Source organism: Polaromonas sp. P1_E12, assembly GCF_056405975.1.
Map to the genome: position 1 here is coordinate 365796 of NZ_JBFUBB010000007.1, position 12914 is coordinate 378709.

13 protein-coding genes are annotated in these 12914 nt (G+C 63.3%); 12 read left to right on the forward strand and 1 reads right to left on the reverse strand.

What is annotated here, in order from left to right:
• The first annotated feature begins 38 nt into the window (after window positions 1-38).
• From AC1D13_RS19985 to AC1D13_RS20040, 12 genes are all read left to right on the forward strand, one after another.
• Complete coding sequence (locus AC1D13_RS19985) at window positions 39-1214, forward strand: acetyl-CoA C-acyltransferase (RefSeq protein ID WP_457280858.1); 1176 nt, start codon at window positions 39-41, stop codon at window positions 1212-1214.
• Between the two features lie 91 nt (window positions 1215-1305).
• On the forward strand, window positions 1306-3168 hold the full coding sequence (locus AC1D13_RS19990; RefSeq protein WP_477690169.1) for an acyl-CoA dehydrogenase: 1863 nt from the start codon (window positions 1306-1308) through the stop codon (window positions 3166-3168).
• Window positions 3168-3398, forward strand: coding sequence for a hypothetical protein (locus tag AC1D13_RS19995; protein ID WP_457280860.1), 231 nt, complete (start codon window positions 3168-3170; stop codon window positions 3396-3398). The genes AC1D13_RS19990 and AC1D13_RS19995 overlap by 1 nt, the downstream gene beginning before the upstream one ends.
• A 185-nt stretch (window positions 3399-3583) precedes the next feature.
• Window positions 3584-4375: an SDR family oxidoreductase gene (locus AC1D13_RS20000; RefSeq protein WP_477672349.1), complete on the forward strand. Its 792-nt coding sequence runs from the start codon at window positions 3584-3586 to the stop codon at window positions 4373-4375.
• Window positions 4376-4400: 25 nt separating this feature from the next.
• Complete coding sequence (locus tag AC1D13_RS20005) at window positions 4401-4850, forward strand: PaaI family thioesterase (protein ID WP_477690170.1); 450 nt, start codon at window positions 4401-4403, stop codon at window positions 4848-4850.
• Between the two features lie 108 nt (window positions 4851-4958).
• The gene (locus tag AC1D13_RS20010) at window positions 4959-5975 is read left to right on the forward strand and encodes an NADP-dependent oxidoreductase (RefSeq protein ID WP_457280863.1); all 1017 of its coding nucleotides are present in this window, start codon (window positions 4959-4961) and stop codon (window positions 5973-5975) included.
• A 26-nt stretch (window positions 5976-6001) separates the two neighbouring features.
• A complete protein-coding gene (locus AC1D13_RS20015) occupies window positions 6002-7642 on the forward strand; it encodes an isovaleryl-CoA dehydrogenase (RefSeq protein WP_477690171.1) in 1641 nt (546 codons plus the stop codon).
• Window positions 7643-7675: 33 nt separating this feature from the next.
• The gene (locus AC1D13_RS20020) at window positions 7676-8614 is read left to right on the forward strand and encodes a glutathione S-transferase family protein (RefSeq protein WP_477666006.1); all 939 of its coding nucleotides are present in this window, start codon (window positions 7676-7678) and stop codon (window positions 8612-8614) included.
• On the forward strand, window positions 8611-9072 hold the full coding sequence (locus AC1D13_RS20025) for a GNAT family N-acetyltransferase (protein ID WP_457280866.1): 462 nt from the start codon (window positions 8611-8613) through the stop codon (window positions 9070-9072). The genes AC1D13_RS20020 and AC1D13_RS20025 overlap by 4 nt, the downstream gene beginning before the upstream one ends.
• Window positions 9073-9159: 87 nt before the next feature.
• Window positions 9160-10065 (forward strand): SDR family oxidoreductase, encoded by a 906-nt coding sequence (locus tag AC1D13_RS20030; RefSeq protein ID WP_477666007.1) that lies wholly within the window; start codon window positions 9160-9162, stop codon window positions 10063-10065.
• On the forward strand, window positions 10065-10904 hold the full coding sequence (locus tag AC1D13_RS20035) for an alpha/beta hydrolase family protein (protein WP_477666008.1): 840 nt from the start codon (window positions 10065-10067) through the stop codon (window positions 10902-10904). Before AC1D13_RS20030 ends, AC1D13_RS20035 begins: the two co-directional genes overlap by 1 nt.
• 43 nt (window positions 10905-10947) lie before the next feature.
• Window positions 10948-11556, forward strand: a complete 609-nt coding sequence (locus AC1D13_RS20040) for a thioredoxin fold domain-containing protein (RefSeq protein WP_477666009.1) — start codon at window positions 10948-10950, stop codon at window positions 11554-11556.
• A gap of 99 nt (window positions 11557-11655) precedes the next feature.
• Here AC1D13_RS20040 and serA read toward each other — a convergent pair whose 3' ends face one another.
• Window positions 11656-12885, reverse strand: a complete 1230-nt coding sequence (gene serA / locus AC1D13_RS20045) for a phosphoglycerate dehydrogenase (protein ID WP_457280870.1) — start codon at window positions 12883-12885, stop codon at window positions 11656-11658.
• Window positions 12886-12914 lie beyond the last annotated feature (29 nt).

Here is a 12914-nt window from a genome sequence, read left to right on the forward strand (position 1 = left end):
GACCGCACAGATCAACGTCCCAGAATCCGGAGAATTCCATGACTTCAGCAGTAATCGTTTCCACCGCACGCACCCCCCTGGCCAAGAGCTGGAAGGGCTCCTTCAACATGACACACGGCGCCACCCTGGGCGGTCATGCCGTCGAGCACGCGCTCAAACGCGCCGGCATCGAGGCCGCCGAAGTCGATGATGTGATCATCGGCTGCGCCACGCCCGAAGGCGCCACGGGCGCCAACATCGCACGCCAGATCGCCCTGCGCGCTGGCTGCCCGGTGACGGTATCGGGAATGACAGTCAACCGTTTCTGCTCGTCCGGCCTGCAGACCATCGCCCTGGCGGCCCAGCGCGTGATCGCTGGCGAAGCCGACATCTACGTGGCCGGCGGCGTCGAAAGCATTTCCTGCGTGCAGCAGGAAATGAACACCCACATGCTGCAGGAAACCTGGCTTGCCAAGAACAAGCCCGAGATTTACTGGAACATGCTCCAGACCGCTGAGCAGGTCGCCAAACGCTACAACATCTCGCGCGACCGCATGGACGAGTACGGCGCACTGAGCCAGCAAAAAGCAACCGCAGCTCTCGCTGCAGGCCTCTTTGAAGCCGAGATCGCACCGATCACCGTGACAGCCGGCGTGGCCGACAAGGTCATGGGCCTCTCCACCAAACAAGTTACTGTGAGCAAAGACGAAGGCATCCGCGAAGGCACGACCAAGGAAGGCATCAGCGGCATCAAGCCGGCCATTCCTGGCGGCGTGATCGCGGCCGGCAATGCCAGCCAGTTCTCCGACGGCGGCGGCGCCGTAGTTGTGATGAACGAAACTCTGGCCGAAAAGAAAGGCCTCAAGCCCCTGGGCCGCTTCCTTGGCTTCGCAGTTGCCGGTTGCGAGCCCGACGAAATGGGCATTGGCCCGGTCTTCGCGATCCCCAAGGTACTGGCGAAGCTGGGCCTGAAGATCAGCGATATCGATTTGTGGGAGCTGAATGAAGCCTTTGCCGTGCAAGTGCTGTACTGCGCCGACAAGCTGGGCATTCCTATGGACAAGCTCAACGTCAACGGCGGCGCCATTGCCGTCGGTCACCCTTATGGCGTGACCGGCCAGCGCCTGACGGGCCACGCCCTGATCGAAGGCAAGCGCCGCGGCGCCAAGCGCGTCTGCGTGACGATGTGCATTGGCGGCGGCATGGGCGCAGCCGGCATTTACGAAGTTCTCTAAACCGGGCAGCCACCATGAATGAAACCCTGCTCCTTCAGAAAGGGCAGGTGTTTCCTGCCTTGCCGCCCGCTCTTGTACCGGGGAGCCCGTCATGAGCCTTCGGCCCACGCTGGACTTTCTGCTTTACCGATGGCTGGGCGCCGAGTCGCTGAACCAGCGCGCGCGTTTCGCCGACCATTCGCGCGAGACTTTCGACGCGGTGTTCGACACCTGCGAGCGCATCGCGCGCGAAAAATACGCGCCTTTCAACCGCATAGTGGACACACAGGAGCCGCATTTCGACGGCGAAAAAGTCATCCTGCCGCAGGCCACACACGACGCGCAGAAGGCCTATGCCGCCTCCGGCATGCTCAGCGCCGCGCAAGACTACGAAGTCGGCGGCATGCAGCTTCCCTATACCGTGGAAGCGGCGGCCAATGCCTTCTTCGCCATGGCCTCAGTCAGCATCGGCTCAGGCCTGCTCACTACCGGCAATGCCAACCTGCTGATGGTGCATGGCACCGACATGCAGAAGGAAGTCTTCGCCAGGAACGAGTTCTCCGGCCGCTTCTCGGGCACCATGTGTTTGTCCGAACCGCAGGCCGGTTCCTCGCTCAGCGACGTGACCACGCGTGCGGTCCCGGATGGCGACGGCTTTGAGGCTGACCCGCTGGGCCCACGTTATCGCCTGAAGGGCAACAAGATGTGGATCTCGGCCGGCGAGCACGAGCTGACCGACAACATCATCCACCTGGTGCTGGCCAAGATTCCGGGGCCTGACGGCAAGCTGATCGCCGGCACGCGCGGCATTTCGCTCTTCATCGTGCCCAAGAAAATGGTCGATACCCAAGGCGAACTCACCGGCGTGCGCAACGACGTGGCGCTCGCGGGCCTGAACCACAAGCTGGGCTGGCGCGGCACCACCAACACGCTGCTCAATTTCGGCGAAGGCAAATACCCTGTGGATGGCCAGGCCGGCGCGGTCGGCTACCTGGTCGGCAAGCCTCATGAAGGCCTGCGCTGCATGTTCCACATGATGAACGAGGCACGCATCGGTGTGGGCACGGCCGCCACCATGCTGGGCATGGCGGGTTATTACGCCAGCCTCGATTACGCCAAAAACCGGCCGCAGGGCCGGCCCGTCGGCGGAGGTTCTAAAAACGGCACCGGTGCCGTGGGCAAAGACGCCTCCCAGCCACAGATCCGCATCATCGAACATGCCGACGTCAAGCGCATGCTGCTGGCGCAAAAAGCGTATTGCGAGGGCGCGCTGGCGCTGGAGCTGTATTGCGCCCGCCTGGTTGACGAACACCACACCGCCGAGGCGCAGGCTGCCGACGACGCGCGCCTGCTGCTCGAGGTGCTGACGCCGATTGCCAAGAGCTGGCCCAGCGAGTGGTGCCTGGAGGCCAACTCGCTCGCCATACAGGTGCATGGCGGCTACGGCTACACACGCGACTTTCCGGTCGAGCAGTACTGGCGCGACAACCGCCTGAACATGATCCACGAAGGCACGCACGGCATCCAGGCCATGGATTTGCTGGGCCGCAAAGTGCTGATGGAAGGGGGCAGGGGATTGCAATTGCTGGCAGCGCGTATCAACGCCACGGTTGAAAAGGCGATTCAGGTGCCTGAACTCGCCGCCCATGCCAACGCACTGGCCAAGGCATTGCAGCATGTGGGCAGCGCCACCAAGGCGGCCTGGGCCACGGGCGAACCCGGCCAGGCGCTGGCCAATGCGGTACCCTACATGCAGGCCTTCGGCCACACCGTATTGGCGTGGATCTGGCTGGACGTGGCGCTGGCCAGCCTGGCATTGCAGCAGCCTGCTACTAATTCGATAGCGGCTCACGCAGGACGGATGGGCGCTACACGCTATTTTTATCATTACGAATTACCCAAAATCGGCGCCTGGCTCAAGGTCGTTGAAACCCGCGACCTGACCTGTGCCGATTTACCCGAGGAGGCGTTTTAATGGCTTTTTTCAAACCGTCCGCTGACCCTGTTTCCAACAAGGCCGTGGCTCGCTTGCAGACCCTGATCTGGGTCCTGATTTACGGCGGGCTGCTCACGTTGGTATTGGGTCTGTCGGTCCAGCGGCTGGACGATGCCATCGGCTGGTCCATGGTGGTGCTGGGTGGCATTGTGGCGGCGGTTGGCGCGGTGCTGGTTTACGTGCGCTCCCGCATCAACGTCGGCTCGTAGCGGCCTGAAGTCGCCACGACGACAGCGCAGCCTGCAAGGCCCCTGATGTTGTGCCAATATGGCAGACCGTCGCGCCCGGCATTGAAGCCACGGCCAAAACTGACAGATTATTCGCAACCCATCCTTGCCGGAAGTCCCGATGCGGCGCCCGGCAAGCCCGATGACATCAACAGGAGACTACTTTCATGACCCGCACCATCCAGCAACTGTTCGACCTCAAAGGCAAGACCGCACTCGTAACCGGCGGCTCGCGCGGCCTGGGCCTACAACTGGCCCAGGCGCTGGGCGAAGCCGGCGCTAAAGTCATTTTGAGTTCGCGCAAGGCTGAAGACCTGGTCGAGTCCGCTGCAGAGCTCAAAGCCGCCGGCATCGACGTCGACTGGATCGCCGCCGACTGCTCGAAAGAAGAAGACATCCGCGCGCTGGCCGACGAGGCCATCAAGCGCCTGGGCCACGTCGACATCCTGGTCAACAACGCCGGCGCCGCCTGGGGCGCGCCCGCCGAAGACCACCCGGTCGAAGCCTGGGACAAGGTCATGAACCTCAACATCCGAGGCTATTTCATCCTGAGCCAGCACATCGCCAAGCACAGCATGATCGCCCGCAAGTCCGGCCGCATCATCAACGTGGCCTCCATCGCCGGCCTGGGCGGCAATCCGCGCGAGATGACCACGGTGGCTTACAACACCTCCAAGGGCGCCGTCATCAACTTCACGCGCGCGCTGGGCTGCGAATGGGGCAAGTACAACATCACCGTCAACGCGATTTGCCCGGGCTTTTTCCCGAGCCGGATGACCGTGGGCACGCTGAAAGCGCTGGGCGAAGAAAAACTCGCCTCGCATGCGCCGCTCGGCCGCCTGGGCGATGACGAAGATCTGAAGGGCCTGTGCGTGCTCTATGCGTCCGACGCCGGCAAGCACATCACTGGCCAGTGGTTGGCGGTGGACGGCGGTGTATCAGTGGTAACTGGCGGCTAATCAAGTGAAGGGTTGGGAAGAGCTAATGAACTTCGGCGCCGACATCCCTTTTGTCAACCACCTTGGATTCGAACTCGAACTGTTCGAAGGCGGCGCCTCGGCCATTGGTTATGCGCCCAAGCCAGAGCACCTCAATTCATTTGCCGTGACGCACGGCGGCGCCATCATGACACTGCTCGACGTGACCATGGCGACGGCCGCGCGCAGCGTACAGAAAGACATGGGCGTGGTCACCATCGAGATGAAGACCAGCTTCATGCGGCCGGCGCCCGGTGACGGCGGCCGGCTCACAGCCAAGGGGCGGCTCATGCATCGCAGCACCACCATGGCGTTTACCGAGGCCACGCTGTATGACGCGGAAGGCCGCGCCTGTGCACACTCCACGGGCACCTTCAAGTACGTGCGGCGGGTTGCCACCGCCGCCCAAAACACCGGCGCACCGGACCTACCCGGCGGCGGCATATCAACCGATTGAACTGAATTATTGGTTAAATCACAGCCCAGCCCAATAAAAACCGGCGCAAGCAGCTATCAAATCAATAGCAAATCATCTGCCTTTCCCGACAACACACAGGAGACTTCCATGCCCATCAACCAGCAAATCCTGCTCGACAACCGTCCCACCGGCGAAGCCGTCGCCAGCAACTTCATGCTGGTGTCCAGCGACACGCCGCCCCTGCAGGATGGCCAGGTGCTGGTGCGCCACCATTACCTGAGCCTGGACCCTTACATGCGTGGCCGCATGAGCGATGCCAAGAGCTATGCCGCGCCGCATCCGCTGGGCCAGGTCATGCTGGGCGGCACGGCAGGTGAGGTGGTGGAAAGCCGCTCGCCCAAATTCCAGCCCGGCGACAAGGTGGTCGGCATGGGCGGCTGGCAAGAATACAGCGTGGTCAATGCCGACCAGCCCGGCGCGCTGCGCAAGGTGGACACCACGCACGTACCGCTGTCGCACTACCTGGGCGCGGTCGGTATGCCCGGTGTCACCGCCTGGTACGGACTGGTGAAAATCATTGAGCCCAAAGCCGGCCAGACCATGGTGGTCAGCGCCGCTACCGGCGCCGTGGGGAGCGCGTTCGGCGCACTCGCCAAGGCACGCGGCTGCCGCGCCGTCGGCATTGCCGGCGGCCCCGACAAATGCAAATATGCCGTCGATGAACTCGGCTTTGACGCCTGCATTGACTACAAAGTGCACGCCGATGCCGCTTCGCTGACCAAGGCTCTCAAGGACGCCTGCCCGGATGGCATTGATGGCTACTTTGAAAACGTGGGCGGCATGGTGCTGGACGCCGTGCTGCCGCGCATGAACGCTTTCGGCCGCATCGCGCTGTGCGGCATGATCGCCGGCTACGACGGCCGGCCCATGCCGTTGGCCTACCCGGCGCTGATTTTGACCAGCCGCCTGAAGCTGCAGGGCTTTATCGTGGCCGAGCACATGGAAGTCTGGCCCGAAGCGCTCAAGGAACTCGGCACGCTGGTGGGCACCGGCAAGCTGCGCCCGCGTGAAAGCGTGGCGCAGGGGATTGAATCGGCGCCCGAAGCATTCCTCGGGTTGCTCAAAGGCAAAAACTTCGGCAAGCAGTTGGTCAAGCTGATCTGACCCGACCACGGCGCGGTCAAAAGGAGGTGGACATGACGCATGAAGTCTTCAACCAGCCCGCAGCGCTGTCGGACTACAACCTGTTTGACACCAATCGCCCGCTGCGCGACGCGCTGAAATTTAATGCGCCAGCGCTGGACACGCACGAGCTGAGGCAGCTCGGTGCGAAGCTGGGCAGCACGGCCATGCAGACCCACGCGCGCCTGGCCAATGTGCATGGGCCGGCGCTGCACAGCCATGATCGTTTCGGCCGGCGTGTGGACCAGGTGGAGTTTCATCCGGGCTATCACGAGCTCATGAAACTCGCGACAGGCTCGGGCCTGCATGGCTCTCCCTGGTCTGACGAAAATCCATCTCCTCATGTCCAGCGCGCAGCAGGCTTCATGCTCTTCACCGAGCTCGAGCCCTCCATCCTGTGCCCCATCTCCATGAGCTACGCGGCCACGCCCGCGTTGCGCGGCAACACAGCCATCTACGCCGACTGGGGCCCAAAGCTGGCGAGCCGTGCCTATGACCCCGAACTCAAGCTGTGGCAGGCCAAGGCCGGCCTCACCATGGGCATGGGCATGACGGAAAAGCAGGGCGGCTCCGATGTGCGGGCCAACACCACGCGCGCTGAGCCCGCAGGCCGCGACGGCTGGGGCGAACGTTATGCCATCACCGGCCACAAATGGTTTTTCTCGGCGCCCATGTGCGATGCCTTCCTGGTACTGGCCCAAACCCAAAGTGGCCTTTCCTGCTTTTTCCTGCCACGCGTGCTGCCCGACGGCGGCCTCAATGCCATACGCATCCAGCGCCTCAAAGACAAGCTGGGCAACAAGGCCAACGCAAGTTCTGAAGTGGAATTTGAAGACGCCCAGGCCTGGCTGGTCGGGGGCGAAGGCCGCGGTATTCCGCAGATCCTCGAAATGGGCACCATGACCCGGCTGGACTGCGCGCTGGGCACCAGCGGGTTGATGCGGCAGGCACTGGCCCTGGCGCTGAACCACACCTCGCAGCGAAAAGCTTTTGGCAAGCTGCTCATCGACCAGCCGCTGATGCGGAACGTGCTGTCCGACCTCGCGCTTGAATCCGAAGCCGCGACCGCGCTTGCAATGCGCCTGGCCCGGGCTTTCGACCACACGGGCGATGCCCACGAGGCTGCCATGGCGCGCCTGTTGACACCCGTCGCCAAGTTCTGGATCTGCAAGCGCGGCAGCCATTTCGCCCAGGAGGCGATGGAATGCCTGGGCGGCAACGGTTATGTGGAGGAGGGCGGCGAGGGCGTCATGGCCCGCGTTTACCGTGAAATGCCGCTCAATTCGATCTGGGAAGGAGCGGGCAACATCATGGCGCTGGACCTTTTGCGCGCGCTGCGCAAAGCCGACGCCGTAGCGGCCCTGAACCAGGAACTGGCCGCCGCAAAAGGCGCGCACCCGGCGCTGGACCGGCTGGCCGCTGCCTTGCCAACACGTGTGGAAGAAATGGCGACTGAAGTGGAGGCACGGCGGCTCGCGCAGGACGTCGCGCTGGCGGTGCAGGCCGCCTTGCTGTACCAGACCGCGCCCGCTGCCGTCTTCAGCGCTTTTTGCGACTCGCGCATTGCAGGCAACTGGGGCCATGCTTTCGGTACGCTGGGCGCCGGTACCGATTTCGACACCCTCATCGCGCGGGCCATGCCCCGCTGAATTTCCAGACACCCAGAACACCCGGAGACACCCATGAGCGAGCTGATTCTTCACCACTACCCCACATCGCCATTTGCCGAAAAAACCCGCCTGATGCTGGGTTACAAAAACCTGCCCTGGAAGTCCGTCATCATCCCGATGATCATGCCCAAGCCCGACGTGGTGGCGCTTACCGGCGGCTACCGCAAGACGCCCATCCTGCAAATCGGCGCCGACATTTATTGCGACACTGCCTTGATCAGCGACGTGCTGGAACACCTGCAACCCGAGCCTTCGGTGTACCCGGAACCCAGCAAGGGCCTGGCGCGCACGCTGGCGCATTGGGCCGACAACACGCTGTTCTGGACCTCCATGGCCTACAACACGCAGCCCAAGGGCGTGGCCCAGATTTTTGAAAAGGCGCCACCTGAAGCCGCCCGCGCCTTCGGCGAAGACCGCAAGGCCATGAGCACCGGCATGCCGCGCCTGCGCGCCAGCGACGCCGCCGCGGCTTACAAGTCCTATCTGCGGCGGATTTCGGACATGCTCGACGATCGGCCTTTTCTATTGGGCGATGTTCCCTGCATCGCCGACTTCGCGATGTACCACCCGCTGTGGTTCACGCGGGTGCAAACACCGGTGCTCGCGGGCATCCTGAACCTCACGCCGGCCGTGCTGGAATGGATGGACCGCATGGCCGCCATCGGCCATGGCGGCATTGAAAAATTCAGCTCTGCCGAGGCTGTGGCGCTGGCCGCCGCGTCCACCCCTGCGCCGCTGCCGGGCGATCTGTTCCAGGACGAACACGGCATTCCCTTGGGCAGCCAGGTGCTGGTCAGCGGCGAGAGTTTTGGACCGGAGCCCACCGAGGGCGAGCTGATCGCCGCTACCCGCATGCATTACACGCTGCGCCGTACCGATGCGCGTGCCGGCACCGTGCATGTGCATTTCCCCCGCATCGGCTACACCCTGAAAGCGGCAACTCCGGCATGAGCAGCAACACCGGTATTTCCTGGCGTTTTCTTCCCTTTGGCGCGCTGACCACACGTGAGCTTTACGAGATCTTGCAGCTTCGCAGCGAGGTGTTTGTGGTCGAGCAGGCCTGCAGCTTCCAGGACATGGACGGCGCCGACATGGAGGCCATGCATTTGCTGGGCACAAGCGAAGGGCGGCTGGTGGCCTATGCGCGCTGCTTTGCCGCGGGCGTGAAGTTTGCGGAGGCCAGCATAGGCCGCGTGGTCACGCATGCCTCGGCACGCGGCGGCGGCGTTGGCCATGTGCTGATGAAAGAGGCCGTTGGCCGTTTACAGCAGCACTGGGGCCCGCAACCCATTCGCATAGGCGCACAGGCACGGCTTGAGCAGTTCTACCTGCAGCACGGTTTTTCCAATACCGGCCAGCCCTACATCGAGGACGGCATACCGCACATCGAGATGTTGCGGATTGCCTGAACAGTTGCCTCAAGTTCCCAGAGTGACAGCTGAGACGCCTTGCCTCACGGACAATTTTCCCATTCCAGCCATCAAGGACTCCCCAAAATGATCACGGACTTCAAAGGTAAAACCGCAGTGCTGACCGGCGCGGGCTCGGGCTTCGGCCTGGAATGCGCGCGCCTGGGCGCCAAACTGGGCATGAACCTGGTGCTGGTCGACGTGCAGCAGGACGCGTTGGACAAGGCCACCGAGGAGATGAAGGCCGCCGGCGCCCAGGTGCTGTCCTTCAAACTTGACGTCTCCAGCGCCGCGCAGATGGAGGCCATGGGCAAGGCCGTGTTCGAGCGCTTCGGCGCGCCGCATTTCGTCTTCAACAACGCCGGCGTCGGATCCGGCGGCCTGATCTGGGAAAACAGCGTCAAAGACTGGGAATGGGTGCTGGGCGTCAACGTCATGGGCGTGGTCCACGGCGTACGCATCTTCACGCCGATGATGCTGGAAGCAGCCGCCAAAGACCCATCCTGGCAAGGCCACATCGTCAACACCGCCAGCATGGCCGGGCTGCTGAACCCGCCGAACATGGGCGTCTACAACGTGAGCAAACATGCCGTGGTGGCGCTCAGCGAAACCCTGTACCAGGACCTGGGCCTTGTGACCGATCAGGTTGGCGCCTCGGTGCTGTGCCCGTTTTTTGTGGCCACCGGCATCGGCATGAGCCACCGCAACCGGCCGGCTGAACTCGGCGCGGAAAAGCCCACCAGGAGCCAGATGATCCAGCAGGCCATGACAGGCAAGGCGGTCGGCTCCGGCAAGGTGAGCGCCGCCGATGTGGCGAAACTGGTGTTTGACGCCATTGCAGCCAACCGGTTCTATATCTACAGCCACCCCAAAGCCATCAACTCCGTGCAGACACGGCTTGAAGACGTGCTGCAGGCACGCAACCCGACGGATCCGTTTGCCGACAAGCCCGAAATTGGCCAGCAACTGAAAGCCGCGTTGCGCGGAGCCTGATGCGCCGCGGCTGCCTTGCTTGGGCCGGCCTGCTGCTTGGGCTGGCGGGGGCAGGCGCGTTGGCACAACCGGTGAAGTGCCCCGACGGAAAACTTGCCGACGGCATTGAACGGGCAGGGGACGCCCGGCAATGCCTTGTCATCCGCAAGCTGGCGCCTGGCCAGACGTCCCGCATCACGCCCAAGGTACTGGTCGTCTTTCTGCACGGCGACAATGGCGGGCGCACGGAGTTGAAAGCGGACAGCGGCACAGCAGCCTTGCTTGCCGAAAAGCTCCAGGCCGTCACCGTGGCGATGCAGCGGCCCGGCTACCGCAGCGATCTGGGCGTATCGGACGGCGAGTCCGGCCCCGGGGACGACGACTACACACCCCGCAACGCCGAAATCATTGCTGCCGCGCTGGGCAGCCTGCGCAGCCTCAACCCCGGCAAAAAAATCCTCTTGGTCGGCCATTCGGGCGGCGCGGCCATGGCGGCCTTGCTGGCCAGCCGTTTTCCGGGCAGCGCTGATGCCTATTTGCTGGCCGCCTGCCCCTGCGATGTGCCGGCATGGCGGCAATGGCGCAACAGCTCTGCGGGCAAGTCCGGTGCCTGGAGCCGCAGCCTTTCACCGCTGGCCGAAGCGGAAAAAATCAACCCGGATACGCAGATCAGCGTGGTGGCGGGCAACAAGGACGAGAACACCTTGCCCCAGTTCAGCGAGGCCTATGTCAGGGCGCTACAGGCGCGCGGCGTCAAAACCCGGGTCACGTATGCGATGAACGCCACCCACGTGTCGGTGCAGCGCGCGCCGGAGTTCTTCATGCTGGCCGGGGAATTGGCCGACAGGCTGTCGAAATAGCGCCGCTGCGCTATCCTTGCCGCTCCTTCATTCAACGCTTTTGATGATGTCCAAATTCCTGAACCGCCTTTCCCTGGCTGCCGTTGTCGCGGCTGGCTTGCTGCTTGCCGGCTGTAACGATGCGCCGGGCACCGCGCCCGGCAGCCCGTCGGCAAAGGCTGCCGCCGAACCGGTATCCGTGGCTGCCATCGAAGCCGGCGCCAAAGGCTTTTCGGCCGGCGCTTTAATGAGCAAGCGCACGGTGTATGTGTTTTTTGATGCGCAATGCCCGCACTGCGGCGCCCTGTGGGAAGCGGCAAAACCGCTGAAGTCCCAGGCCAGGTTTGTCTGGATCCCGGTTGGCATGCTCAACGCCGCCAGTACGGCCCAGGGGGCAACCCTGCTGGCGGCCGGCGACCCGGTGGCTGCCATGGACGCGCATGAAACGTCGCTGCAGGCCCGGCGCGGCGGCATCAGTGCGGCCAGCAATATCGACGCGCAAAAAGAAGCCGTCGCCAAAAACACCGAGCTGATGACCAGACTGGGTTTCGCTTCGATCCCCACCATCGTCGGAACCCACGCGCAGACCGGCGCCACGGTGTCACATGAAGGTTCATTGCCAACGGCGGCTCTGGCCACCTTGCTGGGTTTACAGCCGCCGGCAGCGCAGTAATCTGGTCTTTTCCTCGAAAAAAGTGGCTGAAACGCAATAGAGACGGGCGCAACCAGCTATATATTTGATAGCGGTTGCGCGCCGTGGCTCAGGCCCGGTTCAAAACAGAACCCGGCTGCGGATGGTTCCCGGCACCTCTGCCAGCTTGGCCAGCGCGATATCGGAGTGCGCTGCGTCGATGTCGATCACCACGTAACCCACTGCCTCGTTGGTCTGCAGGTACTGCGACGCGATGTTGATGCCGTTGGCCGCAAACACCTTGTTGATTTCCGACAGCACGCCCGGCACGTTGCGGTGAATGTGCAGCAGGCGGTGCTTGCCTGGGTGGGCCGGCAGCGCCACTTCAGGAAAGTTGACGGAAGACGTCGAGGTGCCGTTGTCGCTGTACTTCACCAGCTTTTCGGCCACCTCGATGCCGATGTTTTCCTGCGCTTCCATGGTCGAGCCGCCCACGTGCGGCGTCAAGATCACGTTGTCGAGGCCGCGCAGGGGTGATTCAAAAATGTCCTTGTTGCTGCGCGGCTCCACCGGAAACACGTCGATCGCCGCACCCAGCAGCTTTTTCTGCTTCAGCGCCTCGGCCAGCGGTTCGATCTCCACCACCGTGCCGCGTGAGGCATTGATCAGCACGCTGCCGGGCTTCATCGCGGCAATCTCGGCCGCGCCCATCATCCATTGCGTGGCCTGGGTTTCGGGCACGTGCAGGCTCACCACGTCGGACTGGGCCAACAGATCCTTGAGTTGAGCCACCTGCCGGGCGTTACCCAGCGGCAGCTTGGTCACCACGTCAAAAAACACGACCTGCATGCCCAGCGCTTCGGCCAGCACTGACAGCTGCGTTCCGATGGAGCCGTAGCCCACGATGCCCAGCGTTTTGCCGCGGATTTCGTAAGCGTTTTCGGCCGACTTGAGCCAGCCGCCGCGGTGCGCCACGGCGCTTTTCTCGGGCACGCCGCGCAGCAGCAAAATGGCCTCGGCCAGTACCAGCTCAGCCACGGAGCGGGTGTTGGAAAAAGGCGCGTTGAACACCGCAATGCCGCGTTCGCGGGCGGCGTTCAGGTCGACCTGGTTGGTGCCGATGCAAAAGCAGCCGACCGCCGCCAGCTTGCCGGCCTGGGCAAACACATCGGCAGTGAGCTGGGTGCGGGAACGGATGCCGACAAAATGCGCGTCGGCGATTTTTGCCTTGAGTTCGTCATCGGGCAGCGCGCCGGCCAGGCTTTCGATCTGCGAGTAGCCTGCCGCCTTGAGAACTTCCACTGCGGAGGGGTGAATGCCCTCGAGCAACAGGAATTTGATTTTTTGCTTGTCGACCGAAGTTTTGTTCATGGAAAGCCGCTGCGCCAAGAAGTGGATGA